The organism is Streptomyces sp. 2A115, from assembly GCF_052245575.1.
Taxonomy (GTDB): domain Bacteria; phylum Actinomycetota; class Actinomycetes; order Streptomycetales; family Streptomycetaceae; genus Streptomyces.
In genome coordinates, this window is record NZ_JBQQCG010000040.1 from 1 (window position 1) to 26,453 (window position 26,453).

Consider the following 26,453-nt stretch of genomic DNA (forward strand, 5'->3'; position numbering starts at 1 on the left):
AACGGCTCGATCAACTTCCACTGCCCGTCGGTGAGTTGCCTGCGCGTCACGGTCATCTTCCTACCGGATCCGCCTTCCAGAGGTATCAGGATCGGCAAGATTGATCACGACGTCACACAGGCCCTAGTAGGGCTTGGTCAGGTGTGTGGCTGCTGCGCTGGTTCCGCCGCCTGCGTATCCGCTGGGAGATCCGCGACGACATACACCACGCGTTCGTCACACCCTCGGCTGCGCCGTCATCTGCCGACGACGATCGCGCACCGCACTTTGTCGAGAGTAAGGGCAGGCAATTCGCCCCAGGGGATGGTGTCCTCGATGCGTCAGAACGCATACGCAGCAGTCGGGCCCGCGCCGCCTCACATCTGGGATCTCAGCACGTCGACCTCACAGCCCGGCGCGAACGGGTCGAAGCCGTGCTCGATCAGCCAGCGAACCCCCAGCAGGCTTCGCAACGACCACCACGCGTGGATCACGTCGAGGTCGATGTCGGTGCCATAGCCGGCGATGACGTCGTCGAGGTGCTCCTCGTGTCCGAGCGTGAAGGTGGCGAGGTCGTACAGGGCATCACCCTGGCCCGCCTCGGACCAGTCGATGATGCCGGTGACCTCGTCGCCTTCGACGAAGACGTGCGCGATCTGCAGGTCGCCGTGTGTGAACGCCGCAGTCCACGGCCGGAGCGCGGCCTCGGCGACCTGGCGGTTGCGAGTGACCAGGTCGGGGGGAAGGACGCCGTTCGTGACGAGCAACTCGCACTCGTCGTCGAGTTCCGCCGCCAGCGCGACGATGCTCCGGCCGGCCCGGCCCGGCAGGGGTGGCAGGGGCGCTTCGTGCAGCTGCCGGATGGCGGCGCCCGCCGCGGCCCACGCCGCCGGCGCCCCGGTCGACGGCCCGCCGAGGCGCCCAAGCGTCGTCCCCGGGAGTGCGGCGATCGCGAGCACGGGCGGCTTGCGCCACAGGACCTGCGGGGTCGGGACCGGCGCGAGGGACATCGCCTCGACCTCGACGTCGATGCGCGCCTGATCGGCGTCCACCTTCAAGAACACGTCACCGACGCGCAGAGTCGCGCGCTCGGAATGGGCGACGACGACTTCGACCTCATCCATGGGCGACCAGTATCCCGGGGATGATCGCCGACGTCGCCAGGTTTATCGCGTGCGCTTACGCGGCTGACCGCGTCCCGCTACCCGGCGGTCTCGTGCACGAGACCGACCTCTGACGAGGTCCAGCCCACCACTCTCGTTAGGAGTCCTTAGCCCCATCCCCCATCGCCTTGACCTCGGCCGCCCCTCCGGCCCTGCCACGGTTACAGCGCTCCGGTCAGCCAGACGCCAGCACTGCGACTACGCGAGCCCGCATGGTTCCTGCGATCGCCCGGTACTCGAGGTCTGCCTTGGGCGAGTCCGGCTGGACCGAGGGGTAGTTGATGGTGATGAGCCGCAGCTCGATCAAGCCGGTGCGGGCTTCAACATCCAGCCGGAACCAGTTCTCCATCTCGTGCGGCGGATACATCGCATCGAGGTGGTGGGGCCGTGCGACGGGCAGACCGGACTGGGGGTCGGTCAGCGCGTCGACCAACTCCCGTTTCCGGTACGGCACGCCGGTCCGGTGCTCGAGATCCAAGCACCAGCACACCGGTCCCAGTCCCTCGTAGCCGCGGATCCCGAACCCGCGGTAGCCGCCGATGTGGTCGACTGTGCGGGATGGACAACTATCGCCCGGTGGACCGGGATCCTGCTCCCGAATGGTACGGACGCCTGCGCGTGCAGACCGTCGATCTCGGCCCGGCCCGCTGGCTCACCGAGCGTGCCCCAGGCCACGGCGACTTCGGGACGGTGGCGGGTGTCGCCGCGCCTGGATTCGCCGCCTACGCCCGGGTTCTGCATCCGGCTTCCCTGAGTGAGCGGCCGGTACGGTGGACGGCGGTGGCTGCCGCCTACCAGCGCGACGTGACACCGGGCACTGACTGGCATGAGCTGATCGGGATGGACCGCGACTACCACAACGCCTCCGCGTACGGCTTGCCCGGCGTCTGGGACGAGCATCCGCCGGAGGGTCCGACTCCGCCCGCTGTCGCCCAGGCCCTGATCCCCATCCTGGCCCGGCACACCCGGACTTCCGGGCGCTGCTGGTTCGGTTTGTGGAGCGGCTACGGGCGGTGGGACTTCGACCAGGTTCCTTCCTTCGAGACTCCCGGCCGGGACGAAGTGCTGCTCGCCGGGACGCTGGCCGATGCTCTCTCGCCGGTGTCTCTGGACGAGTCCGCCGAACTGCCCGACCTATGGTGGCCGCAGGACCGTGCCTGGTGCCTGGGCGGTGACGTGGACTTGGTAAGTACCTACGTCGGCGGGCCCCGGGCACTGATCGCCGATCTGCTGGCCGCTCCGGAGCTGGAAACGCATCCAGTGGCGCCTGGCGACGGCGTTGGCTGAACCCCGCCGCGGGCGGCCGGGGTCCACCGGGGCGCAGCACCCTCCGGAGCCATCCACAACAGCGGGCTCCCGTGCCGACGCACGACCGGTGTCACCGACTCAGCACACTTCGTGTCACCGACGGCCGGGCCGCCACAGCTGCTGTCACCGGCTCCAGCCACACTGAGCCCTCTCCAACCCCCCGTAGTGGCGTGGCCGGTGGCGTACAGGTCAAGGACGTCTTGACCATGCCCTCGTCACGTACTCACCGCTGCATCGACCGGTTTATCGCGGCGCCGGTGTTGCGCCTGGCCGCGACCGGTGCCGGGTCACCACTCGGTGATGAGCGACGTGCCCGGTTTCGTGCTGCCGCCAGGCTTCGATGAGACGGGTGAGGCGGGTGGGGCGGCGATGCCGCGCACCGTTGCGATCTTGCCGTTGGTGAGGTCGAACGTCACGGTGCCGACGAACCTGGTTTCCGAGCACGAAGAGGATGGCGGGGGCGCCGGTGACGAGCGCGTAGTGGATGGCGGGCGTGCCGCCGGCAAATCGACGTTTCGCGGAGGTGGGTTGAAACCGGCCCGTGCGACGGCGGCGATGCGCTGCGGAGTGTCGTACCGCAGCAGCGTCTCGGTCAACCCGGAGCCGTCGGAGATCGCGGTCGCGTTGTCGGTGAGCAACCCCACCAGCCGTTCGGTGCGGCTCGAGGAGCCAGCGGCGAGGAACTCCTCGGCGATTCTGCGGGCGGATGCCGCCTCGACTTCGCCGCCGCGGCGGCGCGCGGCGGTGATACGGCGCCGGGCCCGGTGGAGGTGCTGCTGGCTTGCGGACTCGGTGATGTCGGCGATCTCCGGCGCGGCTGTGGGAGAACGCTTCGCGCAGGAGGTAGACGGCCCGCTCGAAGGGTGCCAGGCGCTCCATGAGAGTCGGCCGCCGCCGCATCCTCCGCCTCGCGAAGCACTGGCCCTGGGCCCATGTGATCAGCAGCGCGCTCGCCCGGCTCGATGCCCTGCCGAGCCCTGGCTGACCAGCAGCGTCCCGTCTCTACGAGCAACACACCCCGGAACCGTGGAACCCGGCGCCCACCCGGCGCGACAGCCGGGTCATCAGCTGCCCGCAAGCAGAAATCTCCGAAACTCTGAACAACCAGAAAGGGTCCGTCAGCACGCTGACGGACCCTCACGCAAGATCGAGGTCAAGGGCCTCGTACGCGAGAGCCAGGCCAGTGGCGTCCGGCGATGCGGCATTCCGTACCGGGACATGGAGGCTCTGCCCATCCGGGATGCCCTGCCGGCAGATGCGCAGGAGAGGCTGGAGAGGAACCTCTCCGCCCAGGGGCCGGAGATGACCCAAGCCTGGGGCGACCCCGCCGACCTCGCAGCAGCAGCCGAATTCGCCTGGTTCCTGGCCATGGGAAGCAGCGCGAGTGGGCCGTTGCCCGCTGTGCACCAATTGCCCCACCGACATCCCGCCCTTTGCCTGCCCACCCTGGTGTCCCCCTTTGATCAGCATCACGGGCAGAATGGACTCGTGCCGCCACTCACCCAGACCCGTTTCCGGCTACCTCGTGGCGCCCGTTCCGACGCCGCACTGGCTTTGGGGACGTTCGTTTTGCTGGCGATCGCCGAGGGGCAGCGGCCGCACAGCGGCGAGGGCTCGATGCCCTCGCTGATCGTTTCCTGGCTGCTGATCGTCACGGTGTGCGGCGCGCTGCTGTTCCGGCGCCGATGCCCGGCGACGGTGGGCTGGTTCACGGCGCTGGCCACCGGGGTCTACTACGTACTCAGTGCCGTCGACGGGCCGTTGGTCTTGGTCCCGATCGTGGCGCTGTACGCCATCGCGGCCCAGGGCCGGATGCAGTTGGCCGTCGCCATTGCGTCGGCGATGGTGATCGGCGTCGGTGTGGGCGCCCTCATGCCCAACAGCGATGTCACCGGTACGGCGGTGTTCATGCTCACCGGCTGGCTGGTTGCCGTCGTGGCCCTCGGCAGCGTGCGGCACGGTCGCGTGGCGTACGCAGAGGAGGAGGCGCGGCTGCGGGCCACCGAGGAACGGCTGCGCATCGCCCGCGAGTTGCACGATGTGATCGGGCACAACATTTCGATGATCAACGTGCAGTCGGGTGCGGCCCTGCACCGGCTGAAGAAGGACCCTGCGCAGGCCGAGGCGGCGCTGAGCGCCATCAAGGCGGGTAGTCGGGAGACCTTGCAGGAACTGCGGGCCACCCTCGACGTGCTCCGCCGGGTTGACGAGGATGCGCCCAGGGCACCCGCGCCGGGTCTGGCCCGGGCGGACGCACTGGTGGCCTCGGCGAAGCTCGCGGGACTCACGGTGGGGATCGAGCGGACTGGGGCTGAGCGCGCGTTGCCTGCCCAAGTCGACCTGGCCGCGTACCGGATCGTGCAGGAGTCGTTGACCAATGCGGTCCGGCACAGCGGCGCCGGACATGTCACGATCCGGCTCGCATACGGGGATCAGGAGCTGACTGTGGCCGTCGAGGACGACGGCGGGGGCCCGGCAGCCCGCCCGGCCAGGCCGGGCGGCAGCGGCATTGCCGGCATGAAGGAGCGGGCGCGGGCACTGGGGGGCGAACTGGCCGCGAGCCCACGGCCGGAAGGCGGATTCGCGGTGCGGGCCCGGCTACCGTACGAGATCACAGGAGAGCGATGGAGCGGAGCAGCCGATGATCAGGGTCCTGCTGGCGGATGACCACTGGCTGGTGAGGGCCGGGTTCCGGTCGGTCCTGGAGGACGAGGACGACATCGAGGTGATAGGGGAGGCCGCGGACGGGCAAGCCGCGGTCTCGGCCTGTCGCCGGCTGAAGCCGGACGTGGTCCTGATGGACATCCGGATGCCGGGGATGGACGGTCTGGAAGCCACTCAGGTGATCACGGGGGATGAGCAGCTGGCGGCAGTGAAGGTGGTCATCCTGACGACCTTCGATCTGGACGACTACGTGTACGGGGCGCTGCGCGCCGGGGCGACCGGCTTCCTGGTGAAGGACACCGAGCCGGAGGAACTGCTGCACGCGGTGCGGGTCGCCGCCCGGGGCGACGCCCTGATCAGTCCCTCAGTCACCCGGCGGCTCATCGCCGAGTTCGCCGGCCGGGTCAAGGGCCCTCAGCCGGACCCTCGGCTCGATGTGCTGACCGACCGGGAGCGCGAGGTCATGCAGCTGGTGGCCGCGGGGCTCACGAACGACGAGATCGCCGAGCGGCTGGTGCTGCAAATGTCGACGGCGAAGACGCACGTCAGCCGCATTCTGACGAAGCTGGGCGCACGGGACAGGTCACAGGTCGTGGTGCTGGCGTACGAGTCGGGAATGGTCAGCCCCGGCTGGCTGGATGACTAGGCAGACCCGGTCCTCACCTGGCTGGCCGCGGGCCCGCAGGCGTCGTACTGCCCCGGGGTACCGCTCTGGGGTATGCCCTGTGTCATCCCGGGACTGACGATTTCAACCGCGTCGCGCGTGCACCATCAAGGCCATGAACGCACCCCCTCATCGGACAGGCCACGGAGGCCGGCTGCATGCTGGCGGCCCCGGGGTGGTCGGCGTGACCGGGGTCGCCGCTGCAGCGTGGTGCTTCTTCCGCCCGGTCATTCGCGCTTCCATCCCAGGACGTCACTATGGCCCCCACCTGGGGCGCACCCGCCCCCGTACAGGTGCACCTGCGCCGTACTAGCGCGGCCGTACACGCTACTGCAGTCCGGGTCATTCGCTGACTGGGCATGCCTGCGGCCACGCACGGCGCCTGAACCTGTACCTGTCTGACCACCTCGCCCGCCCGGAGGTAGCACGCGTCGGCGGCGACATCTACGAGGTGGGGAGCTCAGTGCTGGCGAGCCGGCTGCCGAGCATGCTTTTAGCCGAAGTTCCCGGACGCCTCGACCATCCGGGCCCGCCACGCCCAGGACAGCGACCGAGACGACCCTGGACCAGCCAGTGATCACCCCCGTCAAATCCGGGCTGGTCAGCCTGGCCTGACCCGATTGACCGTCTGCCCGTGGGCGCCGTTCTACCTCCGGGGTACCGCGTCGCGTACATCTGTTGGGGTACGCCTGGTGTCGTCCCGGGACTGACGATTTCGGCCTGGTCGCGCGTGCACGCTCAAAGGCATGAACGCACCTGCTTCTTCCGGACGGGTCCCGGCCGCGCTCGTCGGCGCTCTCGTCGGAGCTGCCGCCGGAATTCTGCTGGTATCGGCCGCCGGCGCCCTGGCCTTGGAGGTCGACGGCCTGTTCGCCGGTCTGGCGATCGGCGTACCTGCCCTGTGCGGCGCCGTAGTGGGCGCGTCCCTCATGCCCGGCAACTCACGCTCGAATCCGAGGTAGTCACCATGTCTCCCAACCGTGGCGCACCCGCGCCCCTTGCCCCGCCTGCACCACCAGGCCGAGGAGGCCGACGAGCTACAGCGCGCGTCGGCCGGTTCGGCGCCGTGGCCGGCTGGGCCCAGCGTCACCGCTGGGGCGCCCTGCTGATCTGGGTGGCAGTCCTGGCCGCCGTCACGTTGGGCTCGACGGCCGCCGGCTCCGCGTACGAGAACAACTTCGCGCTGCCGGGCACGGACTCGCAGACCGCCACAGACCTTTTCACTGAGCACGGTTCCGACCAGGCCGGGGACAGCGTCGAGATCGTCCTCAAGGACAGCCAGGGCATCGACCAGCCCAAGGCCGCCGTGGAGAAGATGCTGGCCAAGGTCGCGCAGCTGCCGGGCGTCGCCGAGGTACGCAGTCCCTACGTCCACGCCTCCGCCGTGTCCGAGGACGGCACGATCGGCTACGCCACCGTCACGCTCAACGGCAAGGCCGAGGCCGTGCCCAAGGAGGACGTCGCCAAGATCATCGACATCGCCAACGGCGCCGTGTCAGGCGATCTCCAGGTCGAGGTCGGTGGCGAGGCCGTGCGCGCCGCCCAGGAGAAGGGAAGCCCGACCGCGGAACTGGCAGGAATCGCGGCCGCTGTGATCATCCTCGGGCTGCTCTTCGGGTCCCTGGTAGCAGCCGCCGTGCCGCTGCTCACCGCTCTCTTCGCGGTCGGTTCAGCCCTCGGCCTGATCGTTCTCGCCTCGCACGTCTTCACTGTCGCCGACTTCACGCCGCCCATCACGATGCTCGTCGGGCTCGGCGTCGGTATCGACTACGCCCTGCTGATCTTCTACCGCTACCGGCAGGAACTCACCGACGGCGCCGAACCGGCCGAAGCGGGCCGTAAGGCCCTGGACGCCGCCGGCCGCACGGTCTTCTTCGCCGGCTGCACCGTGATCATCGCCCTGCTGGGCCTGGTCGCGCTCGGCCTCGGCTCGCTGCAGGGCGTGGCCCTCGCCCTGGCACTGACCGTGCTGACCACCATGGCCGCTTCGCTGGTCCTGCTGCCCGCACTGCTGGCGCTCTTCGGCAAGCGCATCCAGCGCCATGTGCTCAAGCACGCCGCCAAGACCGCCGCCAAGGGCAAGGCCGAAGGACGCCGCTGGCGGGCCCTGGCCTCAGCGGTACAGCGTCGGCCGTTGCCGGCTCTGGTTGCCGCCACTATCACCCTGCTGGCACTGTCCGCGCCGGCGCTCGGCATGCGGCTCGGCTTCGCCGACGCGGGCAACGATCCGAAGACCACGACGTCCCGGCAGGCGTACGACCTGCTCGCCGAGGGCTTCGGCCCGGGCTTCAACGGTCCGCTGGTCGTCCTGGCACAAGGAGACGTGGCAGCCGGCAAGACCGTGTCGTCCGCACTGGCCAAGACCGAGGGTGTGGCCGCGGCCAGCCCCGCGGTGCCCTCCGAGGACGGCGCCCTGTCGACCGTGTTCGTCTACCCGACGACGTCACCGCAGGACAAGGGCACCGCCGACCTCGTACACCACCTGCGTGACGACGTGGCCCCGGAGCTGGAGCGCGATACCGGCGCCAAGGTCCTGGTCGGCGGCGCCACCGCGGCCTCCCAGGACTTCTCGGAGACCGTCTCCAAGCGGATGCCGCTCTTCATCGCCGTCGTGGTCGGGCTGTCGTCCCTGCTCCTGATGTTGGTCTTCCGGTCGATCCTGATCCCTGTCAAGGCAGCGCTGCTGAACCTGATCTCGATCACCGCCGCGCTCGGCGCCATGACCCTGGTGTTCCAGCACGGTCTCTTCGGGGTGCAGCCGGGCCCGATCGAAGCCTTCCTCCCCGTGCTGATCTTCGCGATCGTGTTCGGGCTCTCCATGGACTACGAGGTGTTCCTCGTCGGGCGAATGCACGAGGAGTGGGAACGCACGAAAGATCACTCCCTCGCGGTGCGGGAAGGACTGGCCTCCACCGGCAAGGTGATCACGGCGGCCGGGGCCATCATGATCGTGGTGTTCGGTGCCTTCATGCTGAGCGCCGACCGGATGCTCCAGGAGTTCGGCCTGGGCCTCGCGGTGGCTATCCTGATGGACGCGCTGGTCATCCGCTGCCTGATGGTCCCGGCCATCATGCAGCTGTTCGGCAAGTGGGCCTGGTGGCTGCCCGCCCCGCTCGCCCGGCGCCTGCCCAAGGTGACGCTCGAAGCCCCTGCGGACAGCCCACCAGCGGGCAGGGGGAGCCCCGCCCTTTGATCGGGAGGTTCCCGATGCTCGCCCCTGCACGCTGATCATGCGGCGCCAGGGCCACGCGCTGGGCTCGGCTGGACACCCATCCAAGCCCAGCGCGTGGATGGCAGCTGTGCACAGCAGCAACTGGGCGCTGCGCCCGCTCAACGGCACGGACATAGGTGTAGCGCGTCGGCCTGGACGCCGGCCGTCGAGGCCGACGGCACGGTCCGCGACGGGGCCTGGGCCGCCGAGGTCACCGGCAGGCTGCTGGACGGCCGACCGAAGGGCATGCGGTTGATCGTCCGCAAGGAACGACCGCATCCCGGAGCCCAGTTGAGGATCACGGACGCCGGCGGCATGCGGATCACCTGCTTCCCGACCAACACCCCTGACCGGCCGCACGGCTTATGTCGACGGTCCGCCGCCGAAAGGGCGCACCTGACCCGTGTGCTCAAGCGCAAGCTGAAGAAGATCCAGTTCCGCCTGCATCTGATCGACGGCTGCCTCGCGGCCACTGGTCTGATCACCGAGCCGCCCTGATCAGACCACCGGACACCACGAGTTCGACCTGAGTACCGGTAGTTCGTTGAATCCGGGGGTAGCGGTCAATGCCATGTCCGATGGTGACCGCGTCGATCAGGGCCTGGAGCCCGGAGGGTGGGTCCTTGTCCGTCCCGGCTTGCCACCACCGGCTGAGGGTGACGGCGGGGGTGAGCCAGGAACGGATGGCCCGTAAGGCCCTGGGCCAGCAGGGCTGTCGGGGTTGGTGGGGTCCGGTTGGTCCCCCTCTCTGGCCTCTCGTCGGGGCAGAGGTCCGGCGCGCTGGCATCCAGAGGTCCGGACACTCGAGCCGCCCACTATGTCATCCTACCTATCTCCCCAACTACCCTCCCTGTCCGCCCTGTTGACAGCTCAGCGAGTCCCCTCAATCATCAGACATCCGATGAATTGGAGCCGCTCATGGATATGTATCCGAGACGTCAGGTCCTGGGCGCCGCGGCCGGAGTCGCCGCCACGGCAGCCCTTCCGCTCACCTCAGCCACCGCCGCACACGCCGCCGAACCACTCCCCGAGCACGCCGGGCCGTGGGTTCCCGTCCCCGACCCCGTCCCTGTGCCGCTCGACACCCTCTACGACAACGACGGCATCGACACCGCCTCCGCACGGGGCGGCGACTTCGACGGCTCGGGCTACACGTTCCCGGGTGAGGAACTTCCGACGGGCCGTGTAGAAGTCGACGGCGTGCCCTTCGTCTTCCCGGCCTCGGCTGATGGCGCGAAGAACAATGTCGTCGCACTCGGCCAGCGCGCCGAACTACCCAAAGGCCGCTACCTCTCGGCCGTTTTCCTCACCGCGGGCAGCTACGGCAACGCCTCCGGCATGGCTACGGTCCACTACACGGACGGCTCGACCACGACCGCCACCCTCGGCGGATCCGACTGGTACGCCGCGGGCGGATCTCTGTCGGTGCCGTACCGCTACGGACCGGACGGCACCAGGGACGAACACCGCGTGGGGATCGGCACGTCCGAGCTGTGGCTCGACCCACGGCGCGACGCCGTAGCCATCACGCTCCCGGTGACCAACCCCGCGGAGGCGAACAAGGCGTCGCTCCACGTGTTCGCGCTGTCCCTGCAACCTGCCGCTCAGGGACGCGCGCTGGCCCTGCGCGGGGCCCGGTCCACCAACTCGCTCCTGGAGTCGTCCGGCGCCCAGAGCGTCGAAGCCACCGTCGTCAACGCGGGGACGGTCGCCGTCCTGGCCACGGACGGCGTCTCGGTGCGCGTCCAGGTTCCGGGAGCCCGCACCGTCGAGGCCGCTCGTGTCGGCCGTCTGGACCCCGGCGAGCAGGCCCGCGTCCGCGTGGGCATCCGCAACCGTGCCGGCACCGCCCCCGGCACGGCCCGGGACGGCTCGGTGACCGTCACCGGACGCGGAACTCAAGTCGCCTCACAGGAAAGCCGGTTGACCCTCGGCGTCGCCGACTACCAGCCCACTGCGGATTCTCTCTCCGGCCACCAGGCGCCGTATTGGTTCCACGGCGCAAAGTTCGGCATCTTCATCCACTGGGGTGTCTACTCGGTGCCCGCCTGGTCGCCGGTCGGAAAGCAGTACGCCGAGTGGTACTGGAACCACATGCAGGACCCCGCCAACGCGGTCTTCGCGTACCACCGCGAGAAGTACGGCGAAGGCTTCGCCTACGACGACTTCATCCCGATGTTCACGGCGGAGAAGTTCGATCCGCGCGCCTGGGTCGAACTGTTCCGGGACGCGGGCGCGGAGTACCACGTGCTGACCTCGAAGCACCACGAAGGCTTCGCCCTGTGGGACACGAAGGTCTGCGACCGCAACTCCGTGAAGATGGGCCCGAAAAGGGACCTCGTCAAGGAACTCTTCGATGCCTCCCGCCGCTACACACCCGAACTCCACCGCGGGCTCTACTTCTCCATGCCCGAGTGGTTCAACCCGGACAATCCCTGGATGGGCCACGCCCCGCGCAACCCATACACCCGGGAACCGGTGCCCTACACGGGCTATACCTCGGGCAAGGACTACGTGAAGGACTACCAGGCTCCACAGATGAAGGAGCTGATCCACGGATACGACCCCGAGGTCATCTGGTGTGACATCGGCGGCGCCAATGACAGCCTGAATGTCCTCGCCGAATACTTCAACCACGCCAAGAACCGCGCCCGGCCCATCGAGGTCACCGTCAACGACCGTGCGGGCATCGGCTTCCACGACTTCACAACGCCCGAGTACACGACGTACGACAACACGGTCGTCGCCAAGTGGGAGTCCAGCCGCGGCCTGGACCCCTTCAGCTACGGCTACAACCAGGCGACACCCGACGACGCCTACATGACGACCGAAGAGGTGGTGCACAGTCTCGTCGACATCGTCTCCAAGAACGGCAACTTCCTCCTCGACATCGGCCCGCGTGCCGACGGCACCATCCCCGAGATCATGCAGACCCGGTTGCGCGAGACAGGCCGCTGGCTGCGCACCAACGGAGAGGCGATCTACGACACCACGTACTGGTCCAGGATGGCCGAACTGGGCGAGGACCTGCGGTTCACCATCCGCCCGGACGAGGCCTTCTACATCCACTCCCTGGCCAAGCCGGGCGCGAAGCTCACCGTCGAAGCACCGATCCCGATCCGCAGCGGCGACAAGGTGACGATGCTCGGCCACGGTCGGCCTCTGACATGGAACCTCAGCAACGGGGCGCTGGTGATCGACGTCCCCGAAGCCGCACGCAAGGCGGGGCAGCATGCGTGGGTCTTCAAAGTGCACTGGCGTGCCTGAGACCCGACGGACACCCTGAGCACGACCGGTGGTCGCGACGGCATGACGCCGCTCGCGACACACCGGTTCCTCGTGGAATGGGGCTGCTTGAGGGTTCGTGCATGCCGATGCCCCCGGTTCGGCGCGGACGGGTGGGACCTGGGCTGCGGGGACCACGGACGGTCCAATATCGCCAACAGCCACCGACACGCGGCCACTTCCGTGGCCTGGCCCCGGTTCACCGATGTGGTCAGTCGCCAGAGCGGGCGTCGCCGCCTCGTGGCCACGCTGAACACCGATGGCACAAGGCGAAGGCGCCGACAGCTGGCCCCATGGCTGCGCGGCCATCCGGAAGTCGAGATGATCTGCCGTGACCGGGCTGGCACCTACCCCGAAGCTGCCTGGAGCGGGGCTCCGAAAGCCCGGCAAGTGGCCGACGCCTGGCATCTGTTGCGCAACCTCGCCGAAGCTTGAAGAAGACGGTCGGTGCCCATCAACCAGTGCCTCCGCACAGCGTTCACGACGCCTCGTCACGAAGTCCCCCACAGCACCACTGCCGACGGCGGAACCACCGCCGGAGAGAGGTGTCGTTCCTCCCGCCGGACGGCAGCAGGAACGTCACATCATCGGGCACCCGGGGCGGCTGGTGGGCCGCACCACCGAGCGGAACACGGAGGTGCAGCAGCTCCTGTCCGCGGGTAAATCCCTCGCCGTGATCGGCCGACAACTGCGGCTGGACCACTCGACCGTACGGCGCTTCGCCCGTGCCCGGAGTCTCGACGAACTGCTGGTCAAGGCCACCCTTCCGGGCATCGATCCTGGACGGACACAAGCCCTGCCTGCACAGCCACTGACGCGAGGGCTGCCACGACGTCCCGCAGCTGCACCGCGAACTGCGCGCACGTGGCTTCACCGGAGACATCCTGTGGCAGGCCGAACAGCGGGCCATCGTCGCCGGTGTCCTGCCCTTCCATAACCAGCACGTCTGGATCGCTGACACCGCCGCACCTGCCGCACGCGCCGTCACGTCCGGCGGACTTCACCCCTCCGCGAGATCCCGCGCCGCGATGTAGCCGAAGGTCATCGCGGGACCGATCGTCGACCCCGCACCGGCGTAGCTGTGGCCCATGACCGCGGCACTCGCGTTGCCCGCGGCGTACAGGCCCGGGATCACCGAGCCGTCCGGCCGGAGCACCCGAGCCCGGGCGTCCGTGAGCAGGCCGCCCTTGGTACCCAGATCCCCCGGGACGATCTTGAACGCGTAGTACGGGGCCAGCGCCAACGGCGCGAGGCAGGAGTTCGGGAGGATCGCTGGGTCGGTGTAGTAGTGGTCGTACACGCTCGCCCCGCGGTCGAAGTCGCTGTCGGTGCCGCTGCGGGCGAGGCCGTTGAAGCGGTTGACCGTGGCTCGCAGGGCGGCGGCCGGAACGCCGATCCGTCCGGCGAGGGCGTCGAGGGTCCAGGCCTTGTGGGCGGCGCCGGAGTCGTACCACGAGTCCGGGAACGCGAACGTCGGCAGCACGTCCTTGAAGAGGTAGCGGTTGCGGTAGTTCTGGTCGACGATCAGCCAGGCCGGGATGTGCGGGGCGGTCGCGTTCCGCTCGTACATGGTGTGGACGACGTCGCTGTAGGGGGCCGCCTCGTTGACGAAGCGCGCTCCGGCGGCGTTGACGAGGAGCCCGCCGGGCAGGGTGCGCTCGGCGAGGCAGAAGTAGGGCTGGTCGGGCAGCGGGATCGTCGGGCCCCACCACGCGTCGTCCATCAGGTCGAGCGCGGCGCCGGCCCGTCGGCCCGCCCGGATGCCGTCGCCGGTGTTCTCCTTGGCTCCGACCGTCCATTGGGTGCCGATGGGCTGTTGCTGGTACTGCTCGCGCATGGCCGCGTTGTGCTCGAACCCGCCGGAGCCGACGATCACCCCCTGTCGGGCCCTGATCAGGCCGGGTGTGCCGTTCTTGGCCACCACGGCTCCCGCGGCGGCTCCGTTCTCCATGTACAGGTCGGACAGCGGGGTGTTCAGCCACACCGGCACCTGTGCCGCGAGCAGTCCGGCGCGCAGGCCCGCCGCCAGTGACTGGCCCATAGTGAGGGGCTTCTGACCGAGCAGTGCCGCCCTCGTGCCGCGGGCCAGGCATTGGGTGGCGACGGCGGCGCCCTTCGCGCTGACCGCGGCGAGCGTGAGCCATTTGTAGTCGGTGCTGAAGACGACCATGCCGCTCGGGACCGTCATGTACGACGGGTTCAGACGCGCGAGTTCGGCGCCGAGGATGTTCCCGTCGAGCTGGTCGGGTTCGATGGAGCGGCCGTTCGGCAGTCCGCCGGGCAGTTGGGGGTAGTAGTCGCTGTACCCCTCCATCCATCGGAAGCGCAGTGGGCTGTTGGCCATGACGAAGGAGAGCATGGCGGGCCCGTGGTCGAGGAACGCCCGTTGCCGGTCTGCGGGGACCTCCGGTCCGACGACCGCCGCGAGGTAGGTGGCCGCCTTCGCCGGGGTGTCGGGGACGCCGGCGGCGAGGATCACCGGGTTGTTCGGGATCCAGATGCCCGCGCCGGAGCGGGCCGCAGAGCCGCCGAAGGTGGCCGCCTTCTCCACGACGACACAGCTCAGCCCTTGCTTCGCGGCGGTCAGTGCCGCGGTCATCCCCGCCGCTCCGGAGCCGATCACGACGACGTCGTACGTGCCGAGCAGGGGCAGCTCGGCCGCGTCGGCGGTCCCGGCGAGTCCCGGGAGACCGGCCGCGAGGGCGAGCCCGGCTCCCGCCCCGCCGAGCATCGCGCGCCGCGACGGGCCGGGCGCAGAGGAGGATTCGGTACGTCTCGCAGGGTCCGCGCTCGTGGCCATGACAGGGCCCTCCAACGGGGCGAAGGAATGTGAGAGCGTGCTGTGCGCCCGGGGAAACAACGCGCTTACGCTGTCCGGGTTCTGATGCAGAGTCAGAAATGTGACGTGATGGCCTCGCGAAGTCAAGGGGTACGCCCAGCCCGCGGTTGCGAGGTGCGCTGAATGACGGCCCGGCCGATGTCGCGGTGCACCAGCTTTCACACCAGACCCCGGTCGACGTACACCTTCGTCACGTCGGCCAGCCCATACGCGGCGGTCTACTCGACGTCACCGCGGCTCCGTGGCGGCCGCCGGTCCTCTCGCCTATTGCGAGCTTTTGCTCCCAATGTCCCGTCGGGTGCCGGTCCCAGCCGCATCACCATGATCCTTGTGGGCAGCTGCCCACTGTCTGGTCCGGACGTTTCCTCGATCGGGTGAGCCTGACCGGTGCTCGGGACCGCGTCCGGCCGGCTCCCAGGCGCCCGACCGGGACACGCACCCAGTACGACCGCTTTGCCGAGGAGGCGGCCTTCGAGACGCACGCTGTGTCGCCGGTGCACGCGGAGGTCACCGAACGCCTCCACTAACTCTGCGTCGCGGGGACGGAGGCGTACCGGCTCGGCCTGGTCGCCAGACAGGGGCTCCCCGCGGCGCCTTGAGACAACGACGCGTGCCGACGGTCAGGCGCCGCAGGCCCCGTTTCCGCCGAGGCTGATCATGGCGCGGTACAGCTGCTCCTCGGTGAGCGGCGGCGCCGGCAGCGGGTGAGCGCGGTCGGTTCGGAAGCCGTCGAGCAGAAGGTAGAGGTGGCGGCGCCAGGCGTCCGGGGCGATGGCGTGGGTGGCCTCGGTGACGCGGCTGTGCGACCAGATGACGAAGGCAAGGTCCTCGGGGGTGAGGTCGGGGCGCAGGCTGCCCTGCTCCTGCGCACGCTCGACGATGTGTACACCGAGTTCGCGGATGCGGGTCTGGGCGCCCGCCAGGCAGGCGCTCTCCGGCAACCGCATGGAGGCCAGGTCGTTGAACCCCCGGTCCTGTGACTGGAGTTCGCACATGGTCTCCAGGAAGTGGCACAGCCCCGCCCAGGCGTCATCCATGGTGACGGCCTTCTCGGCGGCCTCCCGCCAGGCGGCCAGCTTCTCGGCGAAGGTCGCCTGCACCAGGTCCAGCCGGGTGGGGAAGTGCCGGTACAGCGTGCCGATGGCCACCCCGGCCCGCTTGGCCACCTGCTCCAGGGGTGCCTCCAGGCCCTGCTCGGCGAAGCAGGAGCGGGCCGCGGTGAGCAGGGCCTCGCGATTGCGCTGCGCGTCGCGCCGCAGGGGGCGGACAGGGGCCGGGTTCCCGGCGGAGGCGGACGGCGGGTCGATGGCCATGTCCCTCAGCCTACCAACCGGAGGGATGCCTCACGTTCTCTGCTACGCTCCAGAACATGAGGCTGCCCTCGACTTTCAGTCCTGACCGCTGTCGTGGCGGGGGGTGCCTCTCATCCGTCCAGCCCGTCCGACCACAGGAGCACCACCCATGCCCGTCATCGCTGTCATCGGGGCAGGCCCAGGCCTGGGCCTGTCCATCGCCCGCCGCTTCGGAAGGGAGGGTTTCCAGGTCGCCCTGGTCTCCCGGACCCAGGACAAGCTCGACGCGCTCGCCGCGCGGCTCGCCGCGGAGGGCATCGAGGCCGCAGGCTTCGCCGCGGACGTGACGCGTCCCGACTCGCTGCAGTCGGCGCTCGCGGCGGTCGCCGACCGGTTCGGGGCCGTCGACGTACTGGAGTACTCGCCCGCCGACCCCGCTTTCGCCGGCGCCGCCGTCGACGCCACGGCGCAGGACCTCCACAAGCAGCTCGACTACTACCTGTACGGAGCGGTTGCCGCGGTCCGTCAGGTGCTGCCCGCCATGCTCGAACGCGGCAGTGGCACCCTGCTGTTCTCCACGGGCGCCTCCTCGGTCCGGCCGAGCGGCGGCGCGTTCGGCAGCATCGGCGTCGCGGCGGCGGCCCTGCGCAACTACGCCATGGCCCTGGGCATCGACCTCTCCGAGCGCGGGGTGCACGCCGCGCACGTGGCGATCGGGGTGTTCATCGGCAGCGGTCCCGGCACCGAGCCCGAGACCATCGCCGAGCACTACTGGGACGCGTACACCAAGCGCGACCAGGCCGAGATCGTCCACACCGTCCCCGGCGGCATCAGGTGAGCACCTCCGGCACGCCTGCGGCGAACACGGCCACGCCACCCATGGTGAAGATCTTCCGAGCCGCCAACAAGGTCGTACGGCCGCTGCTCGCCTCCCGCTTCCACAAGCCGCTGAGCGGGCGCCTGATGCTCCTCACGTACAAGGGGCACCGGACGGGTCGCCAATTCACGGTCCCCATCGGCTACTTCGACTGGGATCCCGGCACGGTGCTCGCCATGTCCTCCCAGCTGGGCTGGATCCCCAGCATGCGCGAAGGGTCCGCCGTCCGGCTGCGCATCCGGGGCCAGGACCACGGCGCCGTCCCGACGGTCGTCGAGGACCCTGAGGAAGTCGCCGCCCTGCTGGGTGAGTTCGGCCGGCGCAAAGGGCCCAAGGCCGCCAAGGGGCTGATGCTCGGCCTCCCAGGCGACCGGCAGCCCACCGAGGACGAGCTGCGCACGGCCGCCGCCAAGACCCGCTTGGTCTGCTTCCGGATGGAGCCCGAGCGGCCGGACCGGTAGCACTCGACCGGCTGATGCGGTCGACGGAGTTCCCCATCCCAGACACGCATCGCAGTTCCAGGCTTTGGCCAGGTCCGGGCGCGGGGGTGCCGGTGGGCGGGCCGGGCGGATTTCCTGGTCCATGCGGCGGGAGACTTCCGTGAGCAGTGGATCTGCCTGGTCTGCCAGATTGCTTCACTTATTCATATTTATTGAGGGTCGTTCCGGAGGACACGGACCAGGCTGGGGAAACGGTCAGCGCCGCGACCGCCTCGCGCGTCAGGTGATGCTGGTAGGGAGGCTCCGGACGGGGCTGCGCTGGGTGCTGTTGTCGGTGCGCCGGTCCAGCTCGGTGCGCAGTTCGTGGATGACCTGGGCACAGACGGCGACGCGCTCGCGGAGCCCATCGTTGTCCTGCTGCAGTGCGCGGGCGGTCGCTTTGGCGTCTGCTGCGCGGGCGTGCAGACGCTGGAACGCGGGCGGGATGCCGTTCGCCTCGGACTTTCGGCGGGTGAATTCTTCCTTCAGCTCAACGTGTTGGTGCGTGAGGACCCAGCGTTTGACCCCTGCCTCGGCGGCGAGTTGCAGCGTGGTGAGCGCCCCGGTGGACCGGGTTGGACGGCCGTCGAGCAGCCGCTGGATCGCCGCGGTGATGGCGTCGCGTTCGGCGTCGCGGTCAGTGGCCATCGTGGGACTCTCCGGTGTGGTCGTGGGAGATCGGTGCCTGGTCTCACTCGGCACGCTGTCCGACACGCAGGACGCTCAGATAACGGCGTGATGCTCGATCGCCCATCCGCGTGCGGATGCGCTCGGCGATGGCGTCGAGCAGAGGCTCACGGACATCCCGGTCGAGCCTTCGATACAGCGACTGCGATCGAAGGAAGTCGGCAAAACCGTCCCCGTTGAACCACTGAACGGTTGGATACCAGCGCACGATCGTGGGGCCGAACAATCCACCGGGATCGTCGACCAGGCCCCACCCCTCGTCGGTGGTTCGCACATCGTCCTCCAGCGGTGGATGACCCCAGCCGGGGTTCCCGGGGCAGAACCGCTCGTGGAGATCGGCGGTCTCGGCATACACCTCCGGCTCTCCCGGCAGGCGGACAACGACGTGGCCGAGCAGCGCCATCCAACCCCCGGGAGAGAGCACGTCGTGCGCTCGCTGCCAGCCCGTCAACGGGTCGACCCAGTGCCACGACGACGCAGCCACGAGTACATCGAAGCGCCGACCGCGGTCGTCCCACTCCTCGAATGTCGACGTCTCAACTTCGACGTTGCGCAAGGAGGCGATCCGGTGGCGAGCAAGTGCGGCCATCTCCGCGCCAGGCTCGATGGCGGTCACTGAGCATCCGAGCGCTGCCAGCGAGCGCGTCGCCTGACCGGTACCGCAGCCCACCTCCAGCACCAACGACTCTGCGTCCGTGCCGGTGATGGCGACAAGGTCCGCGAACAGCTCGTCGGGGTACCCCGGCCGGACCCGGTCGTAGAGCTCCGGCACCTCGTTGAATACCCGGCCAAGGTTGTGGGGATTCTGGCGCGTCTTCGGGTCGTCAGTCACGAGCGCACAACCTATGAGGCTCGCCCATGGAGACGCCACTGCTTTGCCGGCGGCCGCTGACGCGCTGCCGCCGTAGTTCATCCCTGCTTGTGCCTGCCCAGCACCAGTTCCCGCAGCTCCCGCGTCTTGGGCGGTGCCGGCCAGGCTTCCGGCAGTCGGCCCAGCCGCAGCAGGTCGGCCAGGTCGGCGGCGTCTCACTCATCGTTCTTGACCCGGCGGTACGTAAACGTCTTCACCCTCAATGGGTGGGCGAGGCGAACCTTGGGCCCGGCCTCGGTGAGGACGTCAACGGCCCAGTACCAGCCGAGAGTCGCCTCCAGTACCATCTCGCGCGCGGACCGGCCTTGGCGATCTCCCGCTTGAGCCGGGCCGGGTCGTTGTTGAAACGGACCGTTTCCCCAGCTGACGCCTGTCCGCTGCCATGCGGACCAGGACCGAGCGCCGCCGGTGCAGGTCCCCATCCCCTCCCACTGCACACCGTCGTACGGTGAAGCCCATCGAGGGCCTCCCCGAGTTCGGACTTCTGCCTCAGCCGAGCATCCTGCGCACCCGGCAGGAGCGGGAGGCCCAGCTCCTTTCACCGCATCAGAGAAGATCGGTGTACAGCTTGGTCGTCAGCCGGCCACCGCAGCCGCCCGCACCATACGTGTCGTGCTCGTGCCGGTGACGGAACGCGTCCAGCTCGATCGCCTCCAGCGGGAGCATCAACGGTTCCTCCGAGTCCGCGCTGCCAGAACCGCCGTCCGAATCTGCCGCCTGTCGTCCCGCAAGAAATACCCGCCTTTCACCAACTCATCGTGTGGTCAGCCGTGTTCACTCTCCAGGCCTCCCGAGGAGGGCGCCACGGCAGTAGCTGACGGCATATAACGCAGTTCCACGTCAAGCCATGCAGTGACCCGCCGGTCACACGGTGTCGCGATCCGGAGGGCGAAGATGGTAAACGCCCGGACGTACCCGCTGTGGCCGCAACTCACCGTCATTGAGGGACTGCCGGACGAGGCGCTGCCCGCGGTGATCGAGGCGCTGTGCACGCCTCCTGCGCCTTCTACGGCGTCGACAACCGTGGCGAAGAGTGACGCAAGGAGGCCATTGCGGACGCACTGTCCGCCCACAGCCGCACGAGGCCCGGGCTGTCCAGGAACCTCGCGGATGTGACGCCGCCCGGCATCGCCATTGTGGCCGTGTGCGAGGCGACCGTCGGCACCATCAGACGGACGCGGTCCACCGCTCCGTCTCCACCCGGACCTCTGTCGCATCCCAGCACCTACAACCTGCCCGGCCTGGCTAGGCGTGGTCGTGGAGCCCGCCGGTGTGGGCGAGGGCGCTGGGGGTTCGGCATCCGACGATGGCCGGGGCCTCCTGGACGAGCGTGTCGTTGGTGAGCGCTTCCACCATGAACAGCGCGAAGTCCACCCGGCGTGTCAGGTTGCTGGCCAGTACCGGGTCGCCCACGTGCCTGCTCCACACGGGCAGGCCCTGGCTTTCGCCCTCCTCCAGGCTGCTGCCGCGCACCACGGTCCACCGGGTGTCACTGGCGAACACCCGTCGGCACGCCTCCACCTGGTCGTCGATCTCGACGGCGCGGACGAGCTTGGCCAGCACGGCGGCGATCCGGACGCCCATGGTGAACATCCGCGAGTACTGGTCCTTGCCGTCGCGCGTGATGTGCCAGCCGCAGGAGAAGACCAGGCGCGCGCCCGGCCGTGCGTGGTCGAGCACCGCCTGCGCCGTGCCCGACGCGTACTGCCGCACACCCCAGGGCGCCAGCACCGTCAACACCCCGTCGCACCCGGCGGCCGCCCGCCGGATCACCTCCGGGTCGTTCGTGGGTCCGGGGACAACGGTCATCCGGCCTTCGAACGCGGCCAGCTTCGGCACGCTGCGCTCCCGGCACACGCCGACCACCTCGTAGCCGCGTTCCAGCGCGTGCCCGACCATGTACTGCCCCAGCTTCCCCGAAGCCCCGACGATGCAGACCTTCTTCACACGATCCGTGCCCATGGCACAGCCCCTTCGCCGGCAGCCTGCTTACCTTATGTTGTAAGGCAAGGTAGCCTTATGCTGTAAGGCCGTCAAGGGGAGCGAAAAGGAGGGGCGTATGCGCCAGGGAGGCAAGGGCCGGCGCGGGGCGTCGGCGCGCACCCCGCTCAGTCGCGAGCGCGTGATTCGTACGGCGGTGACGGTGGCGGACGAGAAGGGGTCGGCCGCGCTCACCATGCGGGCCGTTGCCGAACCGCTGGGAGTCGAGGCGATGTCGCTCTATCACCACGTGGCGGGCAGGGAGGACATCCTCGACGGCATGGTGGACGCGGTGTTCGGCGAGATCGACCTGCCGCCGCGCGACACGGACTGGAAGAGTGCCATGCGCCATCGCGCGGTCGGCGCCCGTGCCGTCCTCAGGCGCCACCCGTGGGCCATCGGCCTCATGGACTCCCGTTCCCACCCCGGCCCGGCGACCCTGCGCCACCACGATGCCGTCATCGGAGCGTTGCGCGGCGGAGGCTTCTCCGTCCCGATGGCCGCACACGCCGTCTCGCTGATCGACAGCTACCTGTACGGGTTCGTGCTCCAGGAGCTGAGCCTGCCCTTCACGGGCGCGGCGGAGCTGGACGAGGTCGCAGGCGCCATCCTGCGCGAGATGCCCGCCGACGCCTACCCCCACCTCACCGAGCTGGCCACCGAGCACGTACTCAAACCTGGCTACGACTACGCCGACGAGTTCACCTTCGGCCTCACCCTCATCCTCGACGCCCTCCACCCGGACGAACCCGCGAGCGCCTGACTCATTGCCAGCCTCTCGGATGCCGCCGCACTGCCCGCGCCCCCAGCAGCACACGAGCAGCCGCCTTGCGCAGAATGCCGCCCGGACAGCCGCAGCCCCCAGCGGCTTCACCGGCTCGGCGGCGTAGCCGGCGTAGGTGCGCTTGTCCCAGTTCGCACGGGTCAGCTTGCCTGTGACCTTGAGGGGCCTGCCCTTGTACACCGGCTCCGGCGAGGCGTCGGCGGTGAGCTCGCCGCGCCGCAGGACGGGGTGCTTGGCCTCGCCCCACCGCTCCCGCCGTGACCAGGGCGCGCGGGTAACGCCCGTACGGCTGCTGGTCCGTGGGCGTGCGACGCGCTCCGGCTACCACCAGCACCGGGCCACGGCAGACGCCCGCCTCGACGAGCCGTCGCGGAAGAGCGGACGGTGCCGGAGATCCGACAGATCCATGCCGACCACCAGGGCGTCTATGGCGCCCCGCGCGTCCATGGCGAACTCCGCTCCCGCGGGAGAAAGATCAACCGCAAGCGAGGGAGCAGACTGATGGGGATCAACCGCATCGTCGGGCGGCATCTGCGCCGCAAGAAGCGCACGACCATTCAGGAGAAGACGGCCCCGCCGGTGCCGGTCGTGCCGCGAGGCAGATTCCGGGCCCGCGGCCGGGGAATCACTTCAGTTCCATGAGGATGTCGGCGCGTGCGTAATAGTCGGCCACTGGGAGACGGTCGCGGGTGATCCTGACGAACCCCGTGTCCTCGTAGAGGTGAATGGCGGGGGCCAGCTTGGTGTTCGTGCCGAGGAACAGCCGGGCCCCACCGAGTGCCTGGGCGCGGTCGATCGCCGCGGCTATGAGTTGGCGGCCGATGCCGCGTCCTTGCGCGGCGGGAGCCACGGCCATTTTCGCCAGCTCGAACACGGCGTCCGGATAAGCCAGAAGCGCGATGCACCCGACTACGGTGCCACTGCCCGGCTCGCGCGCCACGAGCACGTCGCCGCCCTGGCCCACGATGCGGCCGAACGGATCACCGAGAACGGCCCGGTCCTCTTCCTGCAGGGTGAACAGGCGCGAGATCCACTCCTCGTTCAGCGCGTAGAACGCGTCGGCGTCACTCGGCGAGCCGATCGAGGAGACCATGGCAGGGGCAGAAGCGTGCGGCATGAGAGGGGTTTCCCTTTCTGATGTGGCTCCCCGTAGCCTCCGCCCCGCTCACCTATATGTCCAATACAAGCCTTTGCCTCAATCGATAAGCTGAAGTTATGGATCAGCGAATCGAGCTCCGCCATCTGCGGTACTTCCTGGCACTGGCCGAGGAACTGCACTTCGGCCGCGCCGCCCAGCGCCTGCACATCGCTCAGCCTGCCCTGTCCCAGCAGATCAGACAGCTTGAGAAGATCGTCGGCGTTGAGCTGTTCCGGCGGACCTCCCGCAGTGTCCACCTCACAGAGGCAGGAGCGGCGTTCCAGCCAAGGGGCCGGAACCTTCTGGACCGTCTGGCGGCCGACCTCGACGAGGCGGGCCGTGTCGGCCGCGGCGAGGCCGGCCGCCTGGACGTCGCCTTCATCACCTCCGCCACCGCGATCGTCAGCGAACACCTCCGTGAATTCTCCCGCCGCCGCCCGGACGTCCAGGTCAAACTGCACGACGGCTTCACCACCGACGTCCTGGCGGCCCTGGAGCGGGGCACCGCCGACGTCGGGATCGTGCGGGACGCTGAGGAGCGAGACGACATCGAGCTTTCCCCACTGACATCGGAACGGTTCGTCGCCGTCATCCCCACAGAGCACCCCGCCGCAAGGAGTGACCATGTGGAAGCAAGGGCGCTGGCCGCAGACCCGCTGATCCTGTTTCCGCGGTCAGCGGGAACTCACGCTTTCGACGTGAACACGCAGCCGTTACGGAACGCCGGCATAGACGTCCAGGTCGCGCAGGAGTGCTCGAACTGGCACACCATCATCATGTTCGTCGCAGCCGGCCTCGGCGTCAGCATCGCCCCCTACAGCGTCACGACGCTGCTCCCCGCAGGCGCACGAAGACTCGAACTCGACGGGCCTCCTACAGTGAGCCGGATCTTCATGGCCACCCGCCGAGGAGACGACCGCCCCCTCCTGCAAGCCTTCCTGGCAGCATCTGAGTCCATGACAGGCCGTGACCACGACCGGCCGACGAGAGCGCGTTGACCTGCGGAGCAATCGCCTCCAAGCAAGGTCGACCGACCTACCACCCGTAGCCTCATCCGCCGCGACCTGAAGCACCCTCCGCTGCAACTGCCCCAGCCGATGACCCGAAGCTGCCCCCTGTCGGACGCAGACGCGTCGTGGCATGGCGCCCACCTCCAGCTACAGGGGGTACTTCGCACTTCCTGCAGCCCTCCCCACGACCAGCGCTGCTGAGTGCCTGTGCGCTTGATCGGCGGAACGGCTCGGGTCGGTCGGGGACCAGGCGTCGCGGACCGACCAGCCGGAAAACCTGAACTAGTGGGTAGACGCCGGGTGTTCGGACATAGGTTGTGCCGTGAATGATCCACGCCTCGGTTGAAGGACGGACACGAGTTATGACCGACTATGTGACGACGCCCGAACCAGCGAAGCATCAGAAGATCGACACGTCGGTTCCGCACTCCGCCCGCATCTGGAACTACTGGCTCGGCGGCAAGGACAACTATCCCGTCGACGAGGAGGCCGGTGACGCGTACACCGCGGTCTTCCCCGGCATCGTCACCATCGCCCGCCGCAGCCGTGCCTTCCTGCGCCGTAACATCACGTATCTCGTCTCCGAGGCAGGCATCCGGCAATTCCTGGACATCGGCACTGGCCTACCGACCGCTCAGAACACCCACGAGGTCGCTCAGGGGCTCGCCCCCGAGACACGGATCGTCTACGTCGACAACGATCCGATGGTCCTCGCCCACGCCAGCGCCCTGCTCTACTCCACCGACGAGGGCGCGACCGCCTACATCAACGCCAACGTGACGGACCCGGACCGCATCCTCGCGGCCGCCGCCGAAACACTGGACTTCGGCCGCCCCACCGCGCTCGTCCTCAGCAACATCCTGGGCCACGTCGCCGACTACGATCAGGCCCGCTCCATCGTCACCCGACTGATGGACGCCCTGCCCTCTGGCAGTTACCTCTCCATCAACGACGGGTCACGCGGCATCGACCCGGTCTTCAAACAGGCCCAGGACGCCTACAACAACAGCGGCGCCGTCCCGTACAACCTGCGCACCGTCGACGAGATCACCACGTTCTTCGACAGCTTGGAACTCCTCGAACCTGGCGTCGTCTCGGTAACACAGTGGCGCCCGGAGCCCGGTTCGCCCACCCCGGAGGTCATCGCCGAGCACGGCGGACTCGCCCGGAAGGCGTGACTGACGGGAGGGAAGCCGCCGTACGACAGTCCCTCATGGTCGATGTAGACCACGGCCGTGTAGACCCGCTGATCAAAGCCGTCGGTGAACTGCTCCGTGAAGCCGATCATCCGCGGGCGTCGATCGCGGACGCGCGGCCGGGTCGAGCCTCCGACGCCCACTGCTGCACAGACGCCATACCCGCCCGGCACACGCCATCCTCTACCCGAGCGTGAGCATCGCCTCGGCGACCTCGCCGACCGCCGCATCGGGGAGCGCAGTGGCGGCCTCCTTGAGGACGAGCAACCGCGCCCCGGGGATCTCGCGCGCGATCGCCTCGGCGTTGCCGACGGGGAAGAACCAGTCGTGGCGGCCGTGGACGACGAGCGTGGGGATCTCGATCTCGGGCAGGCGCTCGCGCCAGCGGGGTTTGCAGTCGAGCCTGGAAAACACCATGCCCATCTGGTTGGCCATCTGGACCGGGGGTACGGTGCCGGGCGTGCGGTCCCAGATGCGCGCGGCGATCGCCCGTGCGGCGACTGGGTCGTCGCCGAGGATCTCCGCGCCCGCGGCGGCGAACTCCGCCACCGCCTCGCGGTCGGCCCAGTCGGGCATCGGATGCGCGAACAGCCGGCTCATCGTCGCCTGGTCATGGTCGGGGAGGTCGTCGTCGGGTGGGCCGGGCGCAACCGCGCGGGTGCCGGCCAGGGTGAGCGCCGAGAACGCGCCCGGATGGTCGAGGACTGCCACCTGGGCGACCATCCCGCCGACGCCGATCCCCGCGAGGTGCGCGGGCCCACCGCCGAGCGCGTCAGCAAGGGCCGCCGCGTCGGCGGCGAGGTCGCGCAGGGTGTAGGCGGGCGCCTCCGGGTCCGTCGTCGTCGATTCTCCGCTGTCGCGTAGGTCGTAACGCACCACGCGGCGCCCGCCGGCGGCGAGGCACTCGCACAGCGCGTCGGGCCAGGAGAGCATCGTCGTCCCGCCCGCGAGCAGGACGAGTGGCGCGTCGTCGTCACCGAACGACTCGATGCCCAAGACGATCTCATTGACGTTGACGGTGGTCAT

General features: G+C 69.1%; 20 protein-coding genes and 4 pseudogenes. 13 read left to right on the plus strand and 11 right to left on the minus strand.

Annotated elements, in window-relative coordinates; genetic code table 11:
• Positions 1-356: 356 nt before the first annotated feature.
• Positions 357-1,103 (minus strand): phosphotransferase family protein, encoded by a 747-nt coding sequence (locus ACTWQR_RS30015; RefSeq protein ID WP_443230333.1) that lies wholly within the window; start codon positions 1,101-1,103, stop codon positions 357-359.
• Positions 1,104-1,317: 214 nt separating this feature from the next.
• Positions 1,318-1,620, minus strand: coding sequence for a hypothetical protein (locus ACTWQR_RS30020; protein ID WP_443230334.1), 303 nt, complete (start codon positions 1,618-1,620; stop codon positions 1,318-1,320).
• A gap of 80 nt (positions 1,621-1,700) precedes the next feature.
• Here ACTWQR_RS30020 and ACTWQR_RS30025 point away from each other — a divergent pair, with 80 nt between their 5' ends.
• Positions 1,701-2,429, plus strand: coding sequence for a hypothetical protein (locus tag ACTWQR_RS30025; protein WP_443230335.1), 729 nt, complete (start codon positions 1,701-1,703; stop codon positions 2,427-2,429).
• Positions 2,430-2,737: 308 nt separating this feature from the next.
• Here the strand turns inward: ACTWQR_RS30025 and ACTWQR_RS30030 are convergent.
• Positions 2,738-3,335, minus strand: a pseudogene (locus ACTWQR_RS30030) (sigma factor-like helix-turn-helix DNA-binding protein); the annotation flags it as partial.
• A 1,176-nt stretch (positions 3,336-4,511) separates the two neighbouring features.
• Here ACTWQR_RS30030 and ACTWQR_RS30035 point away from each other — a divergent pair.
• From ACTWQR_RS30035 to ACTWQR_RS30055, 5 genes and pseudogenes are all read left to right on the plus strand, one after another.
• Positions 4,512-5,117: a sensor histidine kinase gene (locus tag ACTWQR_RS30035; protein WP_443230411.1), complete on the plus strand. Its 606-nt coding sequence runs from the start codon at positions 4,512-4,514 to the stop codon at positions 5,115-5,117.
• A complete protein-coding gene (locus ACTWQR_RS30040; RefSeq protein ID WP_443230336.1) occupies positions 5,092-5,760 on the plus strand; it encodes a response regulator in 669 nt (222 codons plus the stop codon). Before ACTWQR_RS30035 ends, ACTWQR_RS30040 begins: the two co-directional genes overlap by 26 nt.
• A gap of 764 nt (positions 5,761-6,524) precedes the next feature.
• Positions 6,525-6,740: a hypothetical protein gene (locus ACTWQR_RS30045; protein WP_443230337.1), complete on the plus strand. Its 216-nt coding sequence runs from the start codon at positions 6,525-6,527 to the stop codon at positions 6,738-6,740.
• A 5-nt stretch (positions 6,741-6,745) separates the two neighbouring features.
• Entirely contained in the window at positions 6,746-8,971 is a 2,226-nt protein-coding gene (locus ACTWQR_RS30050; protein WP_443230338.1) for an MMPL family transporter, read from the plus strand.
• A 162-nt stretch (positions 8,972-9,133) separates the two neighbouring features.
• Positions 9,134-9,334, plus strand: a pseudogene (locus tag ACTWQR_RS30055) (IS1380 family transposase); the annotation flags it as partial.
• Between the two features lie 218 nt (positions 9,335-9,552).
• On the opposite strand, the pseudogene ACTWQR_RS30060 reads toward ACTWQR_RS30055, so the two are convergent.
• Positions 9,553-9,786 (minus strand): annotated as a pseudogene (locus ACTWQR_RS30060) (IS701 family transposase); the annotation flags it as partial.
• Positions 9,787-9,907: 121 nt separating this feature from the next.
• Between ACTWQR_RS30060 and ACTWQR_RS30065 the strand changes: the two are divergent.
• The gene (locus tag ACTWQR_RS30065; protein ID WP_443230339.1) at positions 9,908-12,256 is read left to right on the plus strand and encodes an alpha-L-fucosidase; all 2,349 of its coding nucleotides are present in this window, start codon (positions 9,908-9,910) and stop codon (positions 12,254-12,256) included.
• Between the two features lie 1,018 nt (positions 12,257-13,274).
• Here ACTWQR_RS30065 and kstD read toward each other — a convergent pair.
• Both kstD and ACTWQR_RS30075 read right to left on the minus strand, forming a co-directional pair.
• Entirely contained in the window at positions 13,275-15,005 is a 1,731-nt protein-coding gene (kstD, locus tag ACTWQR_RS30070) for a 3-oxosteroid 1-dehydrogenase (protein WP_443230412.1), read from the minus strand.
• 728 nt (positions 15,006-15,733) lie between these two features.
• Positions 15,734-16,426, minus strand: coding sequence for a TetR/AcrR family transcriptional regulator (locus ACTWQR_RS30075; RefSeq protein ID WP_443230340.1), 693 nt, complete (start codon positions 16,424-16,426; stop codon positions 15,734-15,736).
• A gap of 148 nt (positions 16,427-16,574) precedes the next feature.
• Between ACTWQR_RS30075 and ACTWQR_RS30080 the strand changes: the two genes are divergently transcribed.
• Both ACTWQR_RS30080 and ACTWQR_RS30085 read left to right on the plus strand, forming a co-directional pair.
• A complete protein-coding gene (locus ACTWQR_RS30080) occupies positions 16,575-17,243 on the plus strand; it encodes an SDR family NAD(P)-dependent oxidoreductase (RefSeq protein ID WP_443230341.1) in 669 nt (222 codons plus the stop codon).
• Positions 17,240-17,743 (plus strand): hypothetical protein, encoded by a 504-nt coding sequence (locus ACTWQR_RS30085; RefSeq protein ID WP_443230342.1) that lies wholly within the window; start codon positions 17,240-17,242, stop codon positions 17,741-17,743. The genes ACTWQR_RS30080 and ACTWQR_RS30085 overlap by 4 nt, the downstream gene beginning before the upstream one ends.
• A 258-nt stretch (positions 17,744-18,001) precedes the next feature.
• Here the strand turns inward: ACTWQR_RS30085 and ACTWQR_RS30090 are convergent, their stop codons facing one another.
• The 3 genes from ACTWQR_RS30090 to ACTWQR_RS30100 all read right to left on the minus strand — a co-directional run bounded on the left by ACTWQR_RS30090 (position 18,002) and on the right by ACTWQR_RS30100 (position 21,281).
• Positions 18,002-18,409, minus strand: a complete 408-nt coding sequence (locus ACTWQR_RS30090; RefSeq protein ID WP_443230343.1) for a hypothetical protein — start codon at positions 18,407-18,409, stop codon at positions 18,002-18,004.
• A gap of 43 nt (positions 18,410-18,452) precedes the next feature.
• Positions 18,453-19,280 carry a class I SAM-dependent methyltransferase gene (locus tag ACTWQR_RS30095; protein WP_443230344.1) on the minus strand — a complete coding sequence of 276 codons (828 nt, stop codon included), beginning with the start codon at positions 19,278-19,280 and terminating at the stop codon, positions 18,453-18,455.
• A 1,284-nt stretch (positions 19,281-20,564) separates the two neighbouring features.
• A complete protein-coding gene (locus ACTWQR_RS30100) occupies positions 20,565-21,281 on the minus strand; it encodes an NAD(P)-dependent oxidoreductase (protein WP_443230345.1) in 717 nt (238 codons plus the stop codon).
• 97 nt (positions 21,282-21,378) lie between these two features.
• On the opposite strand from ACTWQR_RS30100, the gene ACTWQR_RS30105 reads away from it, so the two are divergent.
• Both ACTWQR_RS30105 and ACTWQR_RS30110 read left to right on the plus strand, forming a co-directional pair.
• Positions 21,379-22,062 (plus strand): TetR/AcrR family transcriptional regulator C-terminal domain-containing protein, encoded by a 684-nt coding sequence (locus ACTWQR_RS30105; RefSeq protein ID WP_443230346.1) that lies wholly within the window; start codon positions 21,379-21,381, stop codon positions 22,060-22,062.
• 304 nt (positions 22,063-22,366) lie between these two features.
• Positions 22,367-22,668, plus strand: a pseudogene (locus tag ACTWQR_RS30110) (IS3 family transposase); the annotation flags it as partial.
• 40 nt (positions 22,669-22,708) lie between these two features.
• On the opposite strand, the gene ACTWQR_RS30115 reads toward ACTWQR_RS30110, so the two are convergent.
• Positions 22,709-23,200 carry a GNAT family N-acetyltransferase gene (locus tag ACTWQR_RS30115; RefSeq protein WP_443230347.1) on the minus strand — a complete coding sequence of 164 codons (492 nt, stop codon included), beginning with the start codon at positions 23,198-23,200 and terminating at the stop codon, positions 22,709-22,711.
• A 98-nt stretch (positions 23,201-23,298) separates the two neighbouring features.
• Between ACTWQR_RS30115 and ACTWQR_RS30120 the strand changes: the two genes are divergently transcribed.
• Entirely contained in the window at positions 23,299-24,219 is a 921-nt protein-coding gene (locus ACTWQR_RS30120; protein WP_443230348.1) for a LysR family transcriptional regulator, read from the plus strand.
• Positions 24,220-24,593: 374 nt separating this feature from the next.
• Positions 24,594-25,409, plus strand: coding sequence for an SAM-dependent methyltransferase (locus ACTWQR_RS30125; RefSeq protein ID WP_443230349.1), 816 nt, complete (start codon positions 24,594-24,596; stop codon positions 25,407-25,409).
• 201 nt (positions 25,410-25,610) lie between these two features.
• Here ACTWQR_RS30125 and ACTWQR_RS30130 read toward each other — a convergent pair whose 3' ends face one another.
• Positions 25,611-26,453 (minus strand): alpha/beta fold hydrolase, encoded by an 843-nt coding sequence (locus ACTWQR_RS30130; protein ID WP_443230350.1) that lies wholly within the window; start codon positions 26,451-26,453, stop codon positions 25,611-25,613.

Excerpts from the sequence above, each read along its gene's own strand:
- ACTWQR_RS30105 (WP_443230346.1), top strand. The coding sequence starts at position 21,379 with ATGCGCCAGGGAGGCAAGGGCCGGCGCGGGGCGTCGGCGCGCACCCCG.
- ACTWQR_RS30050 (WP_443230338.1), top strand. The coding sequence starts at position 6,746 with ATGTCTCCCAACCGTGGCGCACCCGCGCCCCTTGCCCCGCCTGCACCA.
- ACTWQR_RS30035 (WP_443230411.1), top strand. The coding sequence starts at position 4,512 with ATGATCAACGTGCAGTCGGGTGCGGCCCTGCACCGGCTGAAGAAGGAC.
- ACTWQR_RS30080 (WP_443230341.1), top strand. The coding sequence starts at position 16,575 with ATGCCCGTCATCGCTGTCATCGGGGCAGGCCCAGGCCTGGGCCTGTCC.
- ACTWQR_RS30125 (WP_443230349.1), top strand. The coding sequence starts at position 24,594 with ATGACCGACTATGTGACGACGCCCGAACCAGCGAAGCATCAGAAGATC.
- ACTWQR_RS30130 (WP_443230350.1), bottom strand. The coding sequence starts at position 26,453 with ATGACCACCGTCAACGTCAATGAGATCGTCTTGGGCATCGAGTCGTTC.
- ACTWQR_RS30075 (WP_443230340.1), bottom strand. The coding sequence starts at position 16,426 with ATGGCCATCGACCCGCCGTCCGCCTCCGCCGGGAACCCGGCCCCTGTC.
- ACTWQR_RS30015 (WP_443230333.1), bottom strand. The coding sequence starts at position 1,103 with ATGGATGAGGTCGAAGTCGTCGTCGCCCATTCCGAGCGCGCGACTCTG.
- ACTWQR_RS30065 (WP_443230339.1), top strand. The coding sequence starts at position 9,908 with ATGGATATGTATCCGAGACGTCAGGTCCTGGGCGCCGCGGCCGGAGTC.
- ACTWQR_RS30120 (WP_443230348.1), top strand. The coding sequence starts at position 23,299 with ATGGATCAGCGAATCGAGCTCCGCCATCTGCGGTACTTCCTGGCACTG.
- ACTWQR_RS30045 (WP_443230337.1), top strand. The coding sequence starts at position 6,525 with ATGAACGCACCTGCTTCTTCCGGACGGGTCCCGGCCGCGCTCGTCGGC.
- ACTWQR_RS30090 (WP_443230343.1), bottom strand. The coding sequence starts at position 18,409 with ATGGCCACTGACCGCGACGCCGAACGCGACGCCATCACCGCGGCGATC.
- ACTWQR_RS30115 (WP_443230347.1), bottom strand. The coding sequence starts at position 23,200 with ATGCCGCACGCTTCTGCCCCTGCCATGGTCTCCTCGATCGGCTCGCCG.
- ACTWQR_RS30100 (WP_443230345.1), bottom strand. The coding sequence starts at position 21,281 with ATGGGCACGGATCGTGTGAAGAAGGTCTGCATCGTCGGGGCTTCGGGG.
- ACTWQR_RS30040 (WP_443230336.1), top strand. The coding sequence starts at position 5,092 with ATGATCAGGGTCCTGCTGGCGGATGACCACTGGCTGGTGAGGGCCGGG.
- kstD (WP_443230412.1), bottom strand. The coding sequence starts at position 15,005 with ATGCTCGGCGGGGCGGGAGCCGGGCTCGCCCTCGCGGCCGGTCTCCCG.
- ACTWQR_RS30025 (WP_443230335.1), top strand. The coding sequence starts at position 1,701 with ATGGACAACTATCGCCCGGTGGACCGGGATCCTGCTCCCGAATGGTAC.